The organism is Paenibacillus sp. FSL R5-0912 (assembly GCF_000758605.1).
Taxonomy (GTDB): domain Bacteria; phylum Bacillota; class Bacilli; order Paenibacillales; family Paenibacillaceae; genus Paenibacillus_AQ.
Window position 1 is genome coordinate 6,931,986 of sequence record NZ_CP009282.1, and the last position, 18,748, is coordinate 6,950,733.

General features: G+C 50.6%; 24 protein-coding genes, 12 tRNA genes and 1 rRNA gene. 2 read left to right on the forward strand and 35 right to left on the reverse strand.

Going from position 1 to position 18,748, the window contains the following annotated elements:
* Positions 1–235: 235 nt before the first annotated feature.
* The 22 genes from R50912_RS29250 to R50912_RS29355 form a co-directional block, all read right to left on the reverse strand.
* Positions 236–517, reverse strand: a complete 282-nt coding sequence (locus R50912_RS29250) for a holin (RefSeq protein WP_042239899.1) — start codon at positions 515–517, stop codon at positions 236–238.
* On the reverse strand, positions 517–1,224 hold the full coding sequence (locus R50912_RS29255) for a M15 family metallopeptidase (RefSeq protein WP_042239900.1): 708 nt from the start codon (positions 1,222–1,224) through the stop codon (positions 517–519). The genes R50912_RS29250 and R50912_RS29255 overlap by 1 nt, the downstream gene beginning before the upstream one ends.
* Positions 1,196–1,585 carry a hypothetical protein gene (locus R50912_RS29260; RefSeq protein WP_042239903.1) on the reverse strand — a complete coding sequence of 130 codons (390 nt, stop codon included), beginning with the start codon at positions 1,583–1,585 and terminating at the stop codon, positions 1,196–1,198. The genes R50912_RS29255 and R50912_RS29260 overlap by 29 nt, the downstream gene beginning before the upstream one ends.
* On the reverse strand, positions 1,572–1,769 hold the full coding sequence (locus tag R50912_RS29265; protein ID WP_042239905.1) for a hypothetical protein: 198 nt from the start codon (positions 1,767–1,769) through the stop codon (positions 1,572–1,574). Before R50912_RS29265 ends, R50912_RS29260 begins: the two co-directional genes overlap by 14 nt.
* Position 1,770: 1 nt before the next feature.
* Positions 1,771–2,112 carry a hypothetical protein gene (locus R50912_RS29270; RefSeq protein ID WP_042239906.1) on the reverse strand — a complete coding sequence of 114 codons (342 nt, stop codon included), beginning with the start codon at positions 2,110–2,112 and terminating at the stop codon, positions 1,771–1,773.
* A gap of 452 nt (positions 2,113–2,564) precedes the next feature.
* The gene (locus R50912_RS29275; RefSeq protein WP_042239910.1) at positions 2,565–4,271 is read right to left on the reverse strand and encodes a hypothetical protein; all 1,707 of its coding nucleotides are present in this window, start codon (positions 4,269–4,271) and stop codon (positions 2,565–2,567) included.
* A gap of 11 nt (positions 4,272–4,282) precedes the next feature.
* Positions 4,283–4,894 carry a putative phage tail protein gene (locus tag R50912_RS29280; protein ID WP_042239913.1) on the reverse strand — a complete coding sequence of 204 codons (612 nt, stop codon included), beginning with the start codon at positions 4,892–4,894 and terminating at the stop codon, positions 4,283–4,285.
* A gap of 2 nt (positions 4,895–4,896) precedes the next feature.
* On the reverse strand, positions 4,897–5,232 hold the full coding sequence (locus R50912_RS29285) for a hyaluronate lyase N-terminal domain-containing protein (protein WP_081956713.1): 336 nt from the start codon (positions 5,230–5,232) through the stop codon (positions 4,897–4,899).
* A 12-nt stretch (positions 5,233–5,244) separates the two neighbouring features.
* Positions 5,245–6,267: a DUF2793 domain-containing protein gene (locus R50912_RS29290; protein ID WP_042239915.1), complete on the reverse strand. Its 1,023-nt coding sequence runs from the start codon at positions 6,265–6,267 to the stop codon at positions 5,245–5,247.
* Position 6,268: 1 nt separating this feature from the next.
* Positions 6,269–6,682, reverse strand: coding sequence for a hypothetical protein (locus R50912_RS29295; protein ID WP_042239920.1), 414 nt, complete (start codon positions 6,680–6,682; stop codon positions 6,269–6,271).
* 2 nt (positions 6,683–6,684) lie between these two features.
* Positions 6,685–7,743, reverse strand: a complete 1,059-nt coding sequence (locus tag R50912_RS29300; protein ID WP_042239923.1) for a baseplate J/gp47 family protein — start codon at positions 7,741–7,743, stop codon at positions 6,685–6,687.
* Positions 7,736–8,167 carry a DUF2634 domain-containing protein gene (locus tag R50912_RS29305; RefSeq protein ID WP_042239924.1) on the reverse strand — a complete coding sequence of 144 codons (432 nt, stop codon included), beginning with the start codon at positions 8,165–8,167 and terminating at the stop codon, positions 7,736–7,738. The genes R50912_RS29300 and R50912_RS29305 overlap by 8 nt, the downstream gene beginning before the upstream one ends.
* Positions 8,164–8,457 carry a DUF2577 domain-containing protein gene (locus tag R50912_RS29310; protein WP_042239926.1) on the reverse strand — a complete coding sequence of 98 codons (294 nt, stop codon included), beginning with the start codon at positions 8,455–8,457 and terminating at the stop codon, positions 8,164–8,166. Before R50912_RS29310 ends, R50912_RS29305 begins: the two co-directional genes overlap by 4 nt.
* Before the next feature lie 5 nt (positions 8,458–8,462).
* Positions 8,463–9,425, reverse strand: a complete 963-nt coding sequence (locus R50912_RS29315; protein ID WP_042239928.1) for an XkdQ/YqbQ family protein — start codon at positions 9,423–9,425, stop codon at positions 8,463–8,465.
* A 12-nt stretch (positions 9,426–9,437) separates the two neighbouring features.
* Complete coding sequence (locus tag R50912_RS29320) at positions 9,438–10,184, reverse strand: LysM peptidoglycan-binding domain-containing protein (protein WP_042239931.1); 747 nt, start codon at positions 10,182–10,184, stop codon at positions 9,438–9,440.
* A 1-nt stretch (position 10,185) separates the two neighbouring features.
* Entirely contained in the window at positions 10,186–12,018 is a 1,833-nt protein-coding gene (locus tag R50912_RS29325; RefSeq protein ID WP_042239934.1) for a phage tail tape measure protein, read from the reverse strand.
* A 192-nt stretch (positions 12,019–12,210) separates the two neighbouring features.
* The gene (locus R50912_RS29330) at positions 12,211–12,633 is read right to left on the reverse strand and encodes a phage tail assembly chaperone (RefSeq protein ID WP_042239937.1); all 423 of its coding nucleotides are present in this window, start codon (positions 12,631–12,633) and stop codon (positions 12,211–12,213) included.
* A gap of 195 nt (positions 12,634–12,828) precedes the next feature.
* On the reverse strand, positions 12,829–13,299 hold the full coding sequence (locus tag R50912_RS29335; protein ID WP_039294168.1) for a phage tail tube protein: 471 nt from the start codon (positions 13,297–13,299) through the stop codon (positions 12,829–12,831).
* A 1-nt stretch (position 13,300) separates the two neighbouring features.
* Positions 13,301–14,623: a phage tail sheath family protein gene (locus R50912_RS29340; RefSeq protein WP_042239940.1), complete on the reverse strand. Its 1,323-nt coding sequence runs from the start codon at positions 14,621–14,623 to the stop codon at positions 13,301–13,303.
* Entirely contained in the window at positions 14,623–14,829 is a 207-nt protein-coding gene (locus R50912_RS29345; protein ID WP_042239943.1) for a hypothetical protein, read from the reverse strand. Before R50912_RS29345 ends, R50912_RS29340 begins: the two co-directional genes overlap by 1 nt.
* Entirely contained in the window at positions 14,826–15,248 is a 423-nt protein-coding gene (locus tag R50912_RS29350) for a phage tail terminator family protein (RefSeq protein WP_042239946.1), read from the reverse strand. Before R50912_RS29350 ends, R50912_RS29345 begins: the two co-directional genes overlap by 4 nt.
* 429 nt (positions 15,249–15,677) lie before the next feature.
* The gene (locus tag R50912_RS29355; protein ID WP_042243594.1) at positions 15,678–16,160 is read right to left on the reverse strand and encodes an ArpU family phage packaging/lysis transcriptional regulator; all 483 of its coding nucleotides are present in this window, start codon (positions 16,158–16,160) and stop codon (positions 15,678–15,680) included.
* Between the two features lie 289 nt (positions 16,161–16,449).
* Here R50912_RS29355 and R50912_RS29360 point away from each other — a divergent pair, with 289 nt between their 5' ends.
* Entirely contained in the window at positions 16,450–16,896 is a 447-nt protein-coding gene (locus tag R50912_RS29360) for a helix-turn-helix domain-containing protein (protein WP_442950496.1), read from the forward strand.
* Positions 16,897–16,938: 42 nt separating this feature from the next.
* Positions 16,939–17,352: an ImmA/IrrE family metallo-endopeptidase gene (locus R50912_RS29365; protein ID WP_042243597.1), complete on the forward strand. Its 414-nt coding sequence runs from the start codon at positions 16,939–16,941 to the stop codon at positions 17,350–17,352.
* A 79-nt stretch (positions 17,353–17,431) separates the two neighbouring features.
* Here R50912_RS29365 and R50912_RS29370 read toward each other — a convergent pair.
* The 13 genes from R50912_RS29370 to rrf all read right to left on the reverse strand — a co-directional run bounded on the left by R50912_RS29370 (position 17,432) and on the right by rrf (position 18,688).
* Positions 17,432–17,505: transfer RNA gene (locus R50912_RS29370), tRNA-Pro, on the reverse strand.
* Positions 17,506–17,523: 18 nt separating this feature from the next.
* Positions 17,524–17,597 (reverse strand) — tRNA-Gly (locus R50912_RS29375).
* Positions 17,598–17,609: 12 nt separating this feature from the next.
* Positions 17,610–17,683 (reverse strand) — tRNA-Pro (locus R50912_RS29380).
* A gap of 31 nt (positions 17,684–17,714) precedes the next feature.
* Positions 17,715–17,791: transfer RNA gene (locus R50912_RS29385), tRNA-Arg, on the reverse strand.
* An 8-nt stretch (positions 17,792–17,799) separates the two neighbouring features.
* Positions 17,800–17,874: transfer RNA gene (locus R50912_RS29390), tRNA-Gly, on the reverse strand.
* Positions 17,875–17,881: 7 nt separating this feature from the next.
* A tRNA-Leu gene (locus R50912_RS29395) sits at positions 17,882–17,965 on the reverse strand.
* Positions 17,966–17,981: 16 nt separating this feature from the next.
* Positions 17,982–18,054: transfer RNA gene (locus R50912_RS29400), tRNA-Lys, on the reverse strand.
* Between the two features lie 5 nt (positions 18,055–18,059).
* Positions 18,060–18,133 (reverse strand) — tRNA-Gln (locus R50912_RS29405).
* A gap of 53 nt (positions 18,134–18,186) precedes the next feature.
* Positions 18,187–18,262 (reverse strand) — tRNA-Val (locus R50912_RS29410).
* Between the two features lie 55 nt (positions 18,263–18,317).
* Positions 18,318–18,392, reverse strand: a tRNA-Glu gene (locus R50912_RS29415).
* A 17-nt stretch (positions 18,393–18,409) separates the two neighbouring features.
* Positions 18,410–18,485 (reverse strand) — tRNA-Thr (locus tag R50912_RS29420).
* Position 18,486: 1 nt separating this feature from the next.
* Positions 18,487–18,562: transfer RNA gene (locus R50912_RS29425), tRNA-Asn, on the reverse strand.
* Between the two features lie 9 nt (positions 18,563–18,571).
* Positions 18,572–18,688 (reverse strand): 5S ribosomal RNA (gene rrf / locus R50912_RS29430).
* Between the last annotated feature and the right edge of the window lie 60 nt (positions 18,689–18,748).

An 18,748-nucleotide genomic window follows, 5' to 3' on the forward strand; every position in this document is an offset into this window, starting at 1 on the left:
AGCTTTCCTCATATCATACAATAAAACTGCCCGGAAATCTTCAACTTTATTGCGCGGTAAAGCGATACAGCAATTAAGATTATACACCAATCCAGTTATTTATGCAGTCAGAATTAATTATGTATCTCTTCCTATATATATTGTCTGTTTTATGTAGTTAATATGTAATATTACATGACATAAAATAGAAAAAAAGCCGACTCCTCAGAGCCAGCTGTCAATTATAAGTCATGTTTCATTTCATGGTATTCCCTGGCCGGTTATTGAATGCCAATTCAAATAATCCTGTAGCAGACAGTCCGGCAATCCCTCCTGCCCAGAGGCGAAGGGTAATACCGAGATCTGTAAAAGGGTACGCTGCCGCTCCAACCAGTAACCCTATGCCTAATCCTACAAACGGGATAACGCCCCGCGGCAGACGGGTATTATTTTTGATCAGCTGCACCAAAGCCAGAATAACTACGGCCAGTATTGAAGCAAAAGCTAACACATTGTCAAACAGTTCACTGTTAATCATCAGTTCGCTCCCTTCTGGTGGCTACTTGTAATATTCACTGTTCTTGTCGCCGGATTGTAGCCGACCTGTGCTCCTAGCGCTTCTGCGATCACACGAACGGGAGCATAAGTAACACCATTCTCCAGCATCCCTTCTACAATCTTCACTCCGTTCACTTTTACCGTTGCTGTAATTTCACTCTTCACAGTTTGTTCCTCCTTGAGCTTGATGCGTTCATACACTGCCGCCACTGCTGCCGTAGCAGGCTCCGCTCCTGTCCGAAGTGCTGCCAGCGTCATTCCAAAGCTCAGCTGAAAATGCGGATAATCCTTGAAACTGGTCCAGTCCCCGCCCCATTCAAACCCGATTGCCTTGGCCTGCTGCACCACTTCCAGCCAATCGGCCGTGCAGTCATTGTCCCCGTCCTTGTTCGTATCCCAAGAAACACTTGAGCCATTCGGGAGCAGCAGTGCAAAATCCACCGCCAGTCCATAATTGTGATAGCTATATCCGCCGCGTGCATTAGTGACAATCGTTCCCGGCTTGGTTCGTCCCTGGGCATAGAGCGCATCCTGCTCGGCAGTCGTCCGCAGTCCCTGGGTAATCAGGATGGGAACACCGCAAGCATAGCAGCGTTCAATCAGCGTTGTAGCTGCGGCGAGTACGGCGGGATGGAGTCCGGATAGACGGGCAGCGGATCTATTTAAAACCTGAGTCAGAGTCAGCATGCGGATCCCTCCCTTTCCTGATCCCGGACAGTACCAAGAACAAATCCTGGCATTTGGTGTACATTAACAGCGTCAGAATGACCAGTCCTACAGTAGTGCACGTCTGGGCAATGGCCCAGGCTTCCGATTGCAGCGAGCTCAGCACAGCGTCCGAACCGGAAGTACTGAATCTGATCCAGAAGGCAACCGCCATGTTAACGGTATACGCCCCCAGAAAAAAGAACACTGCCAGCATAAACAGACTGACCACGCGTACCTGGAACCTTTTGCGGAAATACAAAAAAAGCGCAGCTATCAGCAGCAGCGCACAGATAAAGGATATGGAATACGCTATGAACAACACAATATCAATGATGCTCATCCTCTGCCCCCCGATCATAGATTAGGAACTCGGCGAACCCGTTGTTCCTGATTTCATCTTGAATTTCTTTGGAGACATTCTTGTACCTTCGGATAGAGAGCGATACTCTCATTCCCGCTTGCGTCAGCTTCCGTTCTCTATCCCGGTGCAGGGGAGATAGTCGCTTGATCCAGTGGCTCAGCACGTTATCCCCCCCTGTCTTCTTCATTAATACCATCTGAATTCTTGTTGCCCGCTGAATGGTCGATCTTCAATCGCTGCAGCACTTCAAGTGTCGGTGCCATGAAGTCAGACCGCTCTTTGTCGAGGATATTCTGCAGCCTGTCCCTGTCTTCCTCAGCACGCTCCAGCAGTTCACGCGGCACCAGATTCCCCTTCACAATCGACCGCAAAAGCACAAGAAAAATCATCAGCAGAATCAAAGCGATGATGTAGGCCAGCCCATACTTATCTGCCAAAGGCAGCAGCTTCTCCAAATTCGCAACATCGTTGCTGTCCATTGCTTCACTCCCTTCTGTGTTGGTCATTGATGAAATTGCCCCCGAATGGGTCCGGGGGCAAAATAAAAACGCCTTGTTCGGCGCCTGCTAATCTTTTTGTGATGTGGCAAGAATTTCATCCAGTTCTTCGGCTGTGATATATTTTGGGCTGTACGTCTGCAGTTTAGTCTCTGTGACTTTGCCCATAACCCACATGTTAAGCAAAAACGGATACATTCGTAATCTTCTCCTCCATCTCATAAGCAAGCCCATTACAGGCCAAAATCCAGCAGCGCCAGAATTGCAGCCTCGTTCGCCTCGGTACGCTGCTGTAGCGTAGCTATTTCTTATGAGAGCGGCTTTTTAATAGATTGTTTCCACTGGGGTCCCCGAGTCCTCGCTGGGAGTAGGACAACTAATCTCTAGCTTTTTAGTTTCTGGATTGACTCGTTAGTTGTTGTTACATTCTGCAAAGTCCTGGCTGTACTTGTTCTACTCCCTTAACCCCATGCTTCCCACGTAAAGGGTACGCTTATTGTGCTGCTCCAACCATCAATAAATCCACCGAACCCACTACTATTAGTGTAAACATACCCCCCCATAGTTTGGGATGTGAATAAATATACGTTCCCTATGCCAACCTTCCTCCAAAAACAGTATGTCACTCCATCCTGCGGCACATTCCATACTATAGACATACTATCAGTAGTCTTCAGTCTGATAAATTCAGGTTTGAACGCCAAACCGCCTACAGAAACATAACCCATTTCCCCCCCTGGAGTACTGTTACTTATATCTTTTGCGGGGTAAACAGTATTTAGTACGGTACCTGAACCTGAAGCATATAGTTTAGGTTGCATCGTGCCAACTACATTAAAGATATCAACACCACTACGAATATTACTTGCTATGAAGTTGCCATTTGCTATTACTGTAGACGCAATACCTGTTCCAAATCCACTATTAGTCACATAAGCCCCTGTAGGAAAACCCACAGATAATTGTCCCGCTCCGTTTGTCCAAATAGTTGTTGCCGATTGGTCATTAGCTCTATTAGGCATCGTCCCCACCGTCCCAGCAATAGTAGTTCCAGCCAACACATTTGCCGCTGGAACTGTAACGGCGGCAACCGTCCCGCCAGAAGTATATCCCGCCGGAATTGATTGAGCTACATTGCTAGGCGTACGATTAACAGCTCCGTTGTTCGGCATTGTCCCAGCAGTCCCCGCGATAGTTGTCCCAGTTAACACATTAGCTGCCGGCACAGATACACCAGCCACCGTAATATCGGCATCATAAATTCCTGCTGCCTTCACAACAGCCGAAGCTCCCGGCGTCACCGTCCCTCCCGTTTGCACCGCCAGCGTACCGGTTACATCCCCTGCATCCGTTGCCGCCGTTTTTCCCGCGCGAATATCTCCGGCCACTGCATTCCCGGAGCCACCCGCGCTATCTGCCAAAAAATCCGTTCCAACCTTGCGGAACATATAGGGTTTGCCTGCAAGCAGTTTCCCGGCGGCGTAGGCGATACCTTTTTGATCTTTCAATGGGATAGCTCCAAGACCGTTCACATTGAGGGTCGGTCCTGCTGTATTTACCAGATTGGGCACAATTGTAATACCGAATCCTTCCGGCAAACTCGCTGGTGCAGGGGTCAAATTTACAGTATAAGCTGCACCAGTACCTGCCGTTATTGAATACGCAGGCTGCCGCACGTAGTCCACAGTAGGGGATTTCCCATTCAACTGCCCCTGAATCCCCGCTGTCACCCCATCCAAATACCCGAACTCCGCATTAGTCACAACACCCGTCCCGATCTTCGTAGCATCAATCGCCGCAGCAGCATTAACGTCCGCATTCACAATCACCCCCGGAGCAATCGCCGTTACGCCATCCCCCGTACTGGTTACATCCCCGGTATGATTGGGATGCACATAATTATTCGCCCCGGCAGCCACACCATCCAGCTTCGCCTTATCCGCTGCAGCCATCAGCCCGGCGGCGGACGCAGTAGCGGCGGCGGTGGATGCCTTGGCATTCCATGCTGTGCGATCAGCAGCCGTGATATGCTTGACCGCATCTGCGGCATGATCCTGTACAGCCTTGACGGCTGTGTCCAGAATATCCATATTGCCGTTCAAATCCGTAATATCCACGATATCTGTGCCATCCGGCTTTTTCAGTCCCAAATTCCCTGTTGTTTTCATCGCTCACACTCCTATTCATATACTCTTAATTCGTTCCAGGTCTTGCCATGTGCACCACTCCAGGTAAGCGTCTTGACGGAGTCCCACCAGGTATAGCTGTACACGAAGCTATAATCCAGATGCGCCGGCTTAATCTCTTCCATGATCTGAATCAGACCGGCCATATTGGCCGGGATGCCCAGCGTACCGACGAAACGCACCTCGAAGCTGTACGCTCCGGGCACCTCCACCACCTCAACATCCCCGCCGGAAAAAGCAGATGCCGTCCTCCGGATCATCTCCGGCGTGGTCGTTCCGTTCCCCCGCAGCTTGGCCTTGATCATCTCCCGGCGGGTTGCGTAAGACTTCCCCGTATCCGAAGTCAGCGCCAGCATCCGCTCCCAGCGGGACAGACTCCACGTTGCAGACTCCAGAGTCTTCTGTGCATCGCTGTCAGCCATCGCATAGGCAAGCTCGCCACATTCCGCACCGGCGCTCGCCTGCAGCTGCTCCATCTCGGGTACGCTCTGATAATACTCCGGCAGGTATTTCATCAGATCAGGGACCTGAACTTCCGGCCCTTCCCCCGACACACCCTCTTCGGAATACTTCAGAAGGCCATATATACTGTCTCCATAAGCCACAGCTACACCCCCTTAAGCTGATTCCAGGTTAGCGGACCTCTGGGCAAATAATCATGGGTATGCGCAGCCGGTGGAAATACGGATGGCTTGCCGTCCACACCGGACCAAGGGACACTATCCGCAGCCTGCGCATAATCGACCTTGCCGTTGTTATTGGTATCATAGATGCTCTTCAGCATGTCGCCGGTGCTTTGGGCGGCAACCAGCAGCAAATTGCTGCTGCCATTCCCAATGTAGAGCTTGCCTGTATCGGTGCAGTAGCCCAATTCGCCTGCGGCAAGCGTACCCAGTGCACTTTCCAGGCCGCGGCGGATTTGAATCAATGTCTTCAGTGCCATGGTCACCGCCCCCTAGAATGTTCCGCCATCTATACTGCCCACCGTCAGCCGGTTGCCGTTGCCCGCATCATAGACAATGCTGCTTCCATCCACATTGGCCGCAACACCTGCCGCATCTACAGTAATACCTTTGCCGGCGGTTACAGCAATCGCATCTGCACTTACCGTAATCCCGTTTCCCGCTCCGACATTCAGCGTTACCGCATCGGCCTGTCCGCCGCCGGTGAGCCCGCTGCCCGCTGTAATGGTCTGCAGTGCTCCCCCCGTCCGCACCCAGGCGGTCCCGTTCCAGCTGTAAATTTTCTGCTCATCATCCACATAAGCCGTCCAGCCGACAACCGGAACATAATACACCCAGACAGCAGACTGGTACTCGGCAACCTGATTGGTTTTCCCTGCCCATACACCCGTAGCTCCAGCCGGGATGATGTAACGTTCACCTTCGACCGGGCTGGCCGGCGGAGCGCTGAGGTTCTGATCCTTGACCGAGGCCTGAGGCTCGATATTATGCTTGGCCAGCTCAATCTCATTTTTGATTTTTTGTGCAGACCACAGATCCGTAATTGCCGTTCCCGTATCATTGATTAACCGGTGCTTAGCGGCATCGTCGATATGGGTTTTGATCTCAGCAGCCGTCTTGGTATTAGTGCCGTCCGACACCTTGTTGGGATGTCCCGCAGTGATATCCGCTTTGAGCACTTTGGCATAGGTAGTGCCATCTGCGATATCATCCACGGTTCCGGTCAGATCTGTTAATTTCTGCGCATTCACCCGGCGCCAGGCCGCCCCGTCATCGAAGTACAAATAACCGCTGTTACTTCCGCTGCTCACATAATACAGCCGGCCCACAGACGCTGCCGCAGGGCGAGAGGCTTCCGGACCGGACAACGCCCGACCGACCATGGAATTGGATGTACCGTCTCCGATGTATATTTCCTTCGTGTCTGTACAGAAGCCCATTTCACCGGCCTTCAGCGTCCCGTAAGTGGATAGCTCTGCCCGCGTACCGCGTTTCACTTGAATAGTTTGTGCCATTTTACACCTCTCTTTTGAAAGATCCGCCGTCAATCAGCCCGGCCTTTTTATAACGATCCAGCTCACTCTGCGTGGCTGTCAGCCCTGTCTGCAGCTGATTCACATCATCCGCTTCCACCGTATCTCCCGGCGTTTCGTAAGTCACGTACACTTCAGGCACATCGGCATAAATCTTAATCATCCGCCGCCAAGGTGCCTCGTCAGGAAAAGACACCGAGTAATTCCGCACCTCTGTCCCGCTATAGCGTGAACCTGTATAAACAGATAAGGTCTGATTATTAATGTTATCGTGGGCAAGCAGGCCGCTGTATACACCGCCTGCCAGAAGAAGCTTCTCTTCGACGACATAGCTACTGCCGTTTGCTTTTTTGTTCAGCTTGTCCTGAAAGACGTCAATCTGCTCCGGATATCCCATAGCTACACCTCCAGTACGACATTGCCGAATAGCGGCACTTCAGTCTCGTTTAGAGTCACATTTCCCGTCCCGCCGTTCAGCTTGAGTCCGCTATAATCCATAACACCCTCGGTATCCAGCAGCAGCGAACCAACTACGGATTGACTGATATAGGTGGCATCAAAAGCCTTCTCTTTGCGGTATTTCTCCAGAATCGCTGTAAAAGCTTTAATGACCGGCTGCAGCGCATAACCGGCTGCCAGCGTAACCCTGGCTGTGACGTTAATGGTTTTGCCTGTGGCGGATTCCACCGTCACTACGGCTCCGACCGGAGCTTGTCCTTCGCCAAGACCCGGAGCAGGATCAATGTATTGTTGAACCTGGGAGACCAGCAGCGCGGAAGCAGGCTTATGCTCCGCGTTCACAATGACCACTTTTACCGTCTTCGGCCCGGCCCACAGCGGAAAAACCCGCGCTCCCCCTACGCCCGGGGTGTCCAACGCCCATTCCATATAATGATATTTATTGCCGCTCGTCGAAGGCCGTCTAGCCGAGTCGAAGTACCGCTGGCGCAGCGCCTCATCTGACTCCGCATCCGTACCGGGAACGAGCAGTGCCGTAATCTCCCCGCGTGCCAGCCCGGAAATATAATCGATGGGCAGCAGCGTACCCGAGTACTGATTCCCCTCTGCACCGGCGGTCTCACTTTCAAGACGGTACGTTCCGGGCGACAGCTTCTCCGCTGCGCTATAGTGGTGCAAGCCCAGGGAAAACCGGCTGCCAAGAGGAACATCCAGCAGCTCCCCTCCGCTTGTATAGAACTTGCCGCTCAGCTGCGCTTTCCCTGCGGGATGACGGGTAATCCCCGTCCAGGCAATGCTGCGTTCCAGATACTCACCACCCGCTGTATCGGGGAAATACAGGTTATTGCTGACCTCAAGCTCAATATACATCTGGGCCATTTCAGCCGCCGCCGGAGCGAGTGCATCATAAATAATGCTTCCCTCGCGCTTGTCCATCCCTTCCGGAACCCGGTCCAGCATACGTTCGAGCAGGGCCTCATAGGTTTGATCTTCATACACCGGCAATCTCCTCCTTTCTCAGTTCAAAATTGCCGTAAACCGTGACCGCAGTGCAGCTGAAGCTCACCGTATCCCCGTTAAAAAGAATGTCCACATCCTCAAGCTGTTGAATCCGCTCATCCTGCAGCAGCGCCTCACTTACGATTCTGCGCAGCTCCGGCCGGGCCAGCAGCCTGTCTTGTCCAAGTACGAGACTCCATTCCGTTCCGTAGTTTGGACTATAGATCAAATGCTCGAAGCGGGCGGTCTGCAGCACTTTAACCGCTGCCTGTTTCACTGCCTCAAGTCCATCCATACGTCCGGCTATCCGCTTGTGCTCAAAGTCCATCCGGTACGTCAGACTTGGACTGACTCCGGAATACAGAGCATTTCCTGCTTCAAGAGCTGCCGTAACCGGACCCGATCTGCCAATGGCCGGGATCATAGGTCCACCAGCCGATCCAGGACGATATAGCTCTGTCCGCCCTGCATACGCACAAGCAGCACGCGGTCTCCCGCTGCCAAGGCCCGGCGGAGCAAGATCTCTCTGCCCTCAAACACTGCCTTGCTCTCCATCACGGACTCTGGCACAACCAGCGCCGGTCCCGTCAGAATGAACCGCTGCTCCACCTGGATCTGCAACGGCTGTACCCCGACTACTGTCCCATAAGAAAAAGCCACCGGATTCGTATTCGATACGGCCCCGAGGCTTGCTTGTTTAATAATATCGAGCATGTCTTCTACACCACCTTAATGTCTAGGGACATCGTATGCTCCCCGCCTGAAATCTTATGGCTGCATTGATCGACCAGAAACAGCTGTGTCTGAAACTCATCCAGCAGTACATAAATGAAATTCCCGGCCCGGACCCGCATATCGCCAATGGCCTGCACAGATAGGCTAAGCTTCTCGCGGTTATGCAGCTTCAGCAGATTACCTGCCTTTTCCTGGATTTGTGCGGCATTCGCTTTATCATCTGCCTTCTGGTACAGGTGAAGAATCCCCCAGCGTTCCACATTTTCCTTATCCGTCTCCGGATAGAACTCCCGTTTGCCGGTTTCCTCATTGTCTTGATAGAGCAGGATCGTATTGTACGTATCATCGTCAATGCTTCTTTTCAGCGAATAATCATACAGATAATGACCGGCACCAAGGATCACATTCAGCAGCATTGCCTGAGGCGCACGCAGGGTCAGCTTTCCGAAATCATCATAAAAAGCCATCAGCTGGCCCATATACTGCAGTTCACTGCCCACAGCTCCCATAATTATATCCAGCAGCTTTTTATTATCCTCGATCAGGGAAGGAATCGTGTACTTCGCCGGGTCCATTACTCCGAGCCGGAGGCCATAGTCTTTGGCGATTTTGCTGATCAGCTCACTTGCTGTAATATCCTGCAGCACATAACTGCCGTTGCCCAGCAGATAACGGATCTGATCATACGCCGTCAGCTTCATTTCCTGATTCGCTCCCGTATCGATGCTGAAGACGAACCCGTAGAACACATCCATCCCGTCTTTCCTGAACTGCACAATATCCCCGTTGCTGATGCCGAACTTAGCATGCTGATAAATGCCGCTATCCACCAGTGTGAGCTCGAGGGTGGCAGGCTTGCCGGTACGGGTGGTTTTCCAGGAGATGTCAGTGGCAATCCCGGAAACATCCCAGATCGTGCCTTCTTTATTGATTACTATTAATTCCATCGCCATGGCCTCCTACGACAGCTTAATCACTCTGCCGGGTTTGAGCTTCTTCAGTTCGCTGTCAGAGATACTGTTAAGCTTTTGCAGAGTTTGATATTTGCTGCCTTCACCCAGTTGTTTTTGGGCAATGGACCAGAGGGTATCACCGGCTTTGATGGTATAAGTGGAGGCTGCTGTTTTTTCGCTTGCCCGCTTCTGCTGCGTCTTCACTTCACCCTTGCTGTCAACCTTCATGGCTAACGCCTGATAGAACACATATTTTTTCAAGCCGATCGTATACTCGATATCCCCGGAAGAGCCCGCACTCAGCTTCCAGGAGAAGCTTTCAATGCTGACAGCCATATTGATGCCAATGTCCCCGGTAAAAGTCTGCTGCGCCTGTGCATTCGCCTGCTTCAGCCAATCTGGAGTCTGCGTATCCTGCACATTCACCGCCTTCAGCCCTGAGAAAACAAACCGGACCGGCCTGCGGCTCAGCATCCATTTGCGGATCAGCTCCACATATTCATAAGGCTTCAGCAGCTTGCCGGCATTCTCTCCCGAATACACCACAAACGGATAATACTGTGCCGGAAAAATACTCTCAATGGTGATCTCCGTCAGCTTCGGATAAGCAATAGCATTGATCTCGCCAAAATCTATGACCGTATAGCTCTTGCTGTCGCCATTCTCTTTGATCTCGAGGGTCTCAGGATTAACCGGAAGCCGGATCACCTCTTCATAGTTATTGAAGCTAAGATAGAACCCATACTCCTCCATGTTACGTATACACCCCCTGGGCCGTAGAGACAAACTCCTCTTTCAGCTTTTGTCCGATCTTCGTGATGATGGAGTCAATATCGCCGGAGTTATTAATATTACCCGTTGTTACCTGAACTGTTGGTGTCAGCTCTACAAAATTCTGAATCGACTGAATCTCGGCCAGCTCGCGCAGCATGTCCAGATCATCGCTGGAGATATCGACCTTATCATTAATGGAGCCTACTTCACCCACTTTGTTGATGTTGTTGATGTTAGCTGCAGCAGTTTGAGCAGGATTCTTGGTTTTATCATCTTTGGGCTTGGCCGAATCCAGCTTGGTATTGAATTTTGCGGGGAGAGCTGCTGCCTTGTTCTCATATTCCGCTACTGTTTTGGCGGTATCGACAAATTCTTTCTTTGGGGTATTGTGTACATCCTTAGTTGATGTAGGCTCTACCAGGGTACCTTGAGCATTCTTGACCATATCACTGAAGACATGCGGATTCTCTGCTTCAAGAAAGTTGGGTTTGAAATCGGCCAAAAATTCAAAACCGGGGAATTTGCTTAACCACCCTGCCACACTTTGAATCCCCTTAAGCACAAAGTTTATTCCTTCTGCTATGGCCTTTACGAACCCGCCTGCAAAGCTTTCAACACCTAACGCCATTTGGTAAATGAAGCCCAGGAAGTTCGTGGCCAGGTCATAAAATAGCTTTTGCACAGCATACGTCGGATCAATAAACAAGTTACGGAAGAAGTCTGCAAATGAAACAAAGTTATTGTACAGACCGATAACAAAATTCTCTATAGTCGCCCTCAGCCAGCCAAAAGCTCCCCCGATAAAAGCCACTACCTCGTTTATGGACACACCTGCTTGTTGAAGAATATAAATAAGCAGCGCTACAGCAGCAACAATTAAAAGGATCGGCCCCATGCCTACAAGCCACGCGGCAGCAAGATTATATAACTGCACAATCATCGCAGCTATGAAGACAAGGGCAATGGCCGCAAGGATAGGCCCTACAACATCCCAGTTCTCCTGGAACGCAGTAAACATATACAAGATGCCGTCTACCACCTCTCCAATCACCGTAGCTATTACCAGGAATGCATTCGCGATCAGATTTAGTGCAGTAGACATTCCTTCAGACTGAAATGCATTATTCAAGGTATCCAGAACCGGACGTAACGCAACGATGGCTTTTTGACCCATCATTTCAACTGCGCTATCCATGTTTCCCTGCAGCTTGTTCCATTTCCCCTTATCTTCCTCCGTCGCGTTAGCAGCTATCGCTTTCGTACCCAGAGACTTCACCTTATCGAACACACCGCCAAGGTCCAGTGAACCCAAGGAGTCCTTCGTTTTGGAGAGGAATCCCGGCTCCGCTGCTTTCCGTGCCTTCTCTGCTGCCTTTTGTTCCTTTTCCGCTGCAGCTTCCTTCTTCTTGTTCTGCATATAACCTATAGCTTTGTCCCCAACGTAAGTGATAAGTTCGAATCCGCCTACGTCCAGGGCCTTCATTATTTTTTGGACTTCACCCATGAATCCGCTTTTGGCATTCCGGACATCGTTATGATCCGGATCGTCATCGTTAGAACTGCCTGCAGAGCGGCGGGGTCTGGAAGAGTCTCCTTCATCCGCCAGCCGTCTGGCCGCTTCCTGAGACTGCATGAACCCTTCCATGAAAGACTTGTTTTTCTCTTCATACACCCGCTCCAGTATCTGCTGCAGATCACCCAGCGAGTGGCTGGCCCGGTTGAAATTCTGATTCAGCCGGTCCCACTGTGAGTTCACATTTTGCCAGACGGTTAATGCTGTTACGGGAACCAATGCTGTACTCGTAATTTCCATTCATTCACCCCCTTCATCTCTTCTTCCCCTTGCTCCGGGCGCGCTCCCGCTTCTCCTTGTCCACGCGCACAGCAATCATGGCATAGATCGCCGCGCGTTCGCGGACGGAGAGCTTCATCAGCTCATGCGGCAGAATATGCAGCTCGTGGAGGGCGTAGTAGGCCAGATTGGCCTCACCATCGCCCTCGTTGATTAGTTTTTTACGTCATCTACCAGCTCGTTCATATCTGTAGCGAAGCCGTTCAGGGCCTGTACCCGCTCACCAAGCGCGGCGAACTCACCGGGCAGCAGCATTTTGCGCAGCAGTGATTCGGCCCCCATCACCCCATAAGAACGCTGCAGCTCGGTGTTCTTCAGATCCGGATGCACAACGCTTGCCGTCATCAGCTTGGCCATATACTCATTCGGATCAATCTCGGTGGTGTAGGTGCCGTTCTTTCCTTTGACCTTGCGGGTTGCGGCTTTGCGGCATTCCTGGTTCTCATCCTCATTCATGCTGCGCAGCTTCCAGACGGCAGCTTTACCTTCCTTATCCTTGAAACGTAGCGAGACCACAAACTCCTCTGTTGTATCACATGCTGCATTTTGCGCAAAAAACAAGCTTAATTCACTCATGTTGTTCCTCCCGGATTCTTAGTATTGGATTAATTAGAGACAGAGAAAAGACCCGCCGCAAAATAACCCCACAACGTGGGGCTTGGCTTCGATAATTATTCAGGTACTTTGCGGGGACCCCGAAACAAATAAATAAATTTAAAACACACGCCCGGGTCTTCCAGCTCCTGTCTGGGCGATGAATCTGCTTATCTGTTATTGGCCGGAATTTGCCGGGGCACTGAAGGGCTGAACCAACTCCACATCCTCAAAGGTAAAGCTGACCTCTTCCTCCAGCGCATCCGACTCCGTATCCAGCGAAGCCATAATGACACTGTCCAGATTGACATCCTTCAGCATGATGCGCTGCGCGCCAACTGTAGAGGACGGGTCTTCATTCGTCACAATAATACTGAAATACTGGTCAATCCCCGTCTTCATGTATTCCAGCATCATTTGCCGGAAACGGCTGGTCATATAGAAAATCGTCATCGTACCGCTGCCCGACCATCCGGTTGCCTTATGCTGCACCCCGCGGCGTCCAAGCGTTTTCACTTCCGCCTTCTGTTTCTCCACTGTAGCCTCCAGCGTTTTTACATAGAACATTTCTTCCGTCTGTCCGTTAATTGTCGCATAGGCCCGGCCCTCCTGGCCGGATAGCGTATCGCTGGCTTTCAAGAATGTCATCTTAAACCACCTTCACTTTCATATATACTTTTTCTACGGAATCCACCGGCTTCACAGCCACATCCAGCACAACACTGTCACTGTCCGCTCCGGGGGTAACTACAATATCGCTCTGTGCATTGAAGTTCTCAATCGCCCCCAGGTTCTGCAGATCATTCATATAGGTGACGCACTGCGACCAGAACAGCGCACGCCCGTCTTCATTATTCGGCAATTTACCGATGAAGTAATTCTCAAAAATACGCTTCAAATCACCGGAGATTCCATCCAGTACGCGCAGTACACGATTTTTGGAGAATGCCTTACCCTTATCTGGTGAAAATGAAGTAAAGGTGTTGATATCCTGCTCTACCACAGCACGGCCGCCATTATACGTAAAGAGCAGTTCACCGTCTGTAAGCGCGGCTACGGTCTCGGAATGGCTGAAGCGCACATCCGCATCAACAGCGTCATCGTAGGCCTGATAGGTCAGGGATTCGTTCACCGCAGCGGCGGCAGTAGCACCGGCTACCCAAGCCACGGCATGTGCTTTATCCACCACAGTTCCGTCACTCAGCACCACACCGTTTGCCACACTGATAATACCCTCGTGGTCAGCCGTAGCATAATCGGACAATACTGCCTGCACCTTCTTGCCTTCCGTATTACGCAGACGCTTCACATAAGCGCTATATAGCGCCTTGAGCGTGTTATCCTCGGATACCAGCCCCACAGTCTGGAAGTCCTGAACCTCCAGCTCCGCCAGGAAGTCGCTATGTTCTGCATTCGTTACCGTACCATTAGCACCGCCTACAAGCGGCATCCCGGCTGTTAGCGTCAGCGCACCGGGTCCATTCGGCTTAAATTCTACATAGTCGTTCGCAGTCAGCCCGGCAGCCGTAGCTACTGTCTGCTTGTCCACCTCTGTATTCTCAAGCAAAGTCCGCACATCGAACTGAGCGTTGTCGTCGATATTCTTCTCGATAACAATCTTGAGTGCATTGCCGCGTTCCCCGCCATACAATGCAGTAACTTGAACCCCATTATTGGTCACAGCTGCCTTTACACCCTGATTCAAACGATAGAGCAGCAACGTGCCTGCCCGTTTCAGTACCTCTCTTACCGGCAGCAACTCAGCACCCGTCAGATCATACCCAAGCTTCTTCTGGAAATCATCCTGTGCGGTGAGCTTAAGAATTACTCCGGCTTGTCCCCAAGGCAGCGTAAGCGCCAGGGCCGCCGTACCGCGTTCCCCCATTTTACCTGACACGCTTCCGTTCGAAGCCACATTTACGTATACTCCCGGACGCACCTTGTTTTGTGTTGTCCATGTTCCTCCAGCCATTAGATAACCTCCTTATTTAGATAAAGCATCATTAATTGCTTAACCTCTTCCAGGCTGTAGCTCCCGCTCTCATGCAGAACTACATCCAGTACATCTTTTTCCTTCGGCGAAAATAAGACAGAACCCATAATCTGCTGTTTGCCAAAAGCATTCTGCTCTTCCCCGCCTCGCTTCAGCTCACTTGCATTCATTTCCTTTGAATTCATTTCAGCCGTGCTCCTTCTGTGAAGTGACCCATCAGTTCTGCCTCGCCCTCCGGCTGCTTCTGCTTCTGGAGATAGAGCATATAGTCTACTGTGAACAGCGGCCCATGTCCCTCTGCTCCTGCCTCCCATGACTGGCGCATTACACGAAAAGCTGGATTGCCGCTTTCCCTGTCCGCCAACGCTTCACACAAGCCGTCCGCCATGCTCTCTGCATCCAGCGGACTTCCCTGCTCGTAGCGGATACCGAAACGGTACACCGCCATGTATCTGCCTTCACGCTGCCGGTCGTAGGTTGCTGAGATGAGCCCCGTTTTGAAGTAGGCTGACTGCGGCTTGTCCCCTTCCACATAGACAGGTACATCGGGATAATACTCTGCCAACGCATCTGTGATGTTCTCCCGCACTTGTTGTACAGTCATGATTTCAATCCTCTCAAGATTAGTTGTGATAATCCCTCCCCCCTTCCTGGAAATCACAACGGATACTATCCTGACAAGAATAATATCCGTCTTGTATTAGGCCTCTGCTGAAGGAACTTTCACCACGCTTATGCCTCAGCCCCCAAGGGAGCCGATATTTTGTAGAGCATTCATGCTCCCGCGGTGTCCTTCTGCTTCATTTGCCATGTTATAAATATAGACCCTTTGAATCTCTGCGCAGACGCTATTATAGAGGAGAATGGACTAACTTCCGGAGACCCTTGGGATGAAAAAAGGAGGTGCCAGTTGTGCCGCAAAAAAAGCCGCATCACCCATTGGGCAATACGGCTTCGTGTACTACTTATTATCTAAAATAACCGAATCTCCAGGCTATTTCCGTGAGAAGGTTCAGCTTCAGCGGGCAGTCTACTATTTCTCCTTGCGGGGCCCTGATGTTTTCTCTAGCGAAGTTAATGACAACAACTGCAGATCTGCGAGCGCCAGCGCCATTTTATAGAACGCCTTCGACCTTATTTTCACATAAGTGTCCTTGCTCACCGGGGGATCGAATACATGATTATAGATCGTGTAGTCGTAGCTCTCCTCTCTGCGCAAGTAACGTTCCCGCACAAGCTGCTGTTCTCTAAGTGTAAGTCTCTCTACTACGGAATCTATCATTGCACAGTATGCTCTTCTTGCCGCAGGCACATCCACATTATGAGTTGCTATAGCCGCCGTCTGATCCGTAACCGTATTAGTCGCGCCGTGGAACCTTTCCGTATAAGAGTACGTAATCCCGGCCTCTTTAGCCTCGAAAGTTACGGTCTTAAATATACGGTATTTCTCCAGCATATTTTCTATAGTGACCTGAGTAAGACGGCGGTCAAGCTCGGGCAGCGAAGCTAGAATCATCATGTTAACCACTCCTTTTGATGTCATACAGATTTGAGAACTTTATTGCGGACCTTTCCAGCCAAATGTGGTAAAATTCTATTTGTTCGTATGTTGTTCGTGTTTTTCATTAATATACCACTTATCTACCAATTCCGTAAAATGCCATTTAGACCCGTTTTAGAGTATAAACAAGCTATATTCATTATTTATCTTACCTTTTGGCAATATTGTCCGCTTTATTGTTTACCTATTGGCATAAATAGCTTATATTAATAGCAACAGCTTATTAGGTGATAAGGAGTGGTTAATGATGGCAGAGGAATTCGGGAACTATCTGAAACAGCTTCGGGAAGAAAAGGGACTGACAATCAATCAGTTGGCATCCCTTGCCGGGATTAGCGGAGCACAAATTTCGCGGATAGAGAATGGACTGCGTGGTGTCCCTAAGCCGGCTACACTGCGTAAGATCGCTGAAGCGACCGATGTCTCTTATGAGGAGCTTATGGGCCATGCCGGTCATTTAACCGAATCACAGAGCAGTACTGTAGGGTCAGTGCCCGCATGGGCTACGAGTAAGGATAAACGGGATTTCCGTCAAATGCTTGAGGATGATGGCGAGCTGATGTTCGACGGAATCCCACTGAACAAGGAGGATAAGCAGCGGATCAAGGATGTATTAACAGGCCTATTCTGGGAGGCCAAGCAGATGAACAAAAGAACTAAGCCCAAGCACGATTCAGGTACGAAGGAATAGCCAGGCAATCATACAACTATTAACATGCTGCGGGTGAAGAATATGGATGAGCTAATCAAGCGTCTGGTCAAAAAATATAATACCAACAACCCCTTCGAGCTGGCCGGAGCCCTCGGCATTCACATCAGGTTTATGGATCTAGGCGAAGGCACCAAGGGCTTGTATTACCGTAAGTTGAGAAGAAGGTTTATCGTCATTCATAATGAGCTGCCTCTGGAGTGGCAGCGGTTTGTATGTGCGCATGAATTGGCTCATGACCGTCTGCATAAAGGGGTCAACCGTTTTTTTCTGGAGGAAAACTCTTTTTTCTCACCGGGGAAGCTGGAGCGTCAGGCCAATATATTCGCAGTGAAGCTGCTATCCGCTGGCACTTCTATCGAGCAGGATGAATCTTTACAGAGCTATTATGCAAGGATCGGCATCCCGGCAGAGGTTGTCTTTTTTTTAGACGATTAAAGGAACATATGTTCCTTTAATAACGCAACAAAAAACTCTTACCGAAGTAAGAGTTCATTGCCAGCTATTAGCTGTGTTATCGGGATGACACGATTTGAACATGCGACCCCCTGGTCCCAAACCAGGTGCTCTACCAAGCTGAGCTACATCCCGAAACTATGAAATTTAATATGGAGCGGGTGATGGGAATCGAACCCACGCTATCAGCTTGGAAGGCTGAAGTTCTACCATTGAACTACACCCGCAAAGGTGAAATATCGGGATGACACGATTTGAACATGCGACCCCCTGGTCCCAAACCAGGTGCTCTACCAAGCTGAGCTACATCCCGTTAATATAAAGCCTATTACTCAAAATAATAATGGCGCGCCCTGAGAGATTCGAACTCCCGACCTTTTGATTCGTAGTCAAACGCTCTATCCAGCTGAGCTAAGGGCGCAAAAAATATGGAGCGGACGACGGGAATCGAACCCGCGACCCTCGCCTTGGCAAGGCGATGCTCTACCGCTGAGCCACGTCCGCAAATTAGTGGTGCGCGTGAAGGGACTTGAACCCCCACGTCTTACGACGCCAGATCCTAAGTCTGGTGCGTCTGCCATTCCGCCACACGCGCATAAAACTAATAAAAGTGAGCCATGAAGGACTCGAACCTTCGACACCCTGATTAAAAGTCAGGTGCTCTACCAACTGAGCTAATGGCTCGCAATTGGCAGGGGATATAGGATTCGAACCTATGATGACGGAGTCAGAGTCCGTTGCCTTACCACTTGGCGAATCCCCTACAATAGATACCTATATAATGCCCACAATCTCCCACAAATATCAAGAAAATTATGGTGGAGGCTGAGGGGTTCGAACCCCCGACCCTCTGCTTGTAAGGCAGATGCTCTCCCAGCTGAGCTAAGCCTCCATATGTATGGCGCTCCAAAGGGGTGAAACTCAGGGAATTATCATCCCATAAAAATTGGTGACCCGTATGGGATTCGAACCCATGTTACCTCCGTGAAAGGGAGGTGTCTTAACCCCTTGACCAACGGGCCTTAGTAAAGTAAATCTGTGGAGCTCTCAACCGGATTCGAACCGGTGACCTCTTCCTTACCATGGAAGCACTCTACCTGCTGAGCTATGAGAGCATGGCTCCCCGAACAGGACTCGAACCTGTGACAACTCGATTAACAGTCGAGTGCTCTACCAACTGAGCTATCAGGGAATATTGTCCGCTTGGCGGCGTCCTACTCTCCCAGGACCCTTCGGTCCAAGTACCATCGGCGCTGGAGGGCTTAACGGTCGTGTTCGGGATGGGTACGCGTGGAACCCCTCCGCTATCGCCACCAAACGGGCATTTACAGCGTAAATGCTTCAGGAATTGATTCCTGAAAACTGAATCCGAAACGAA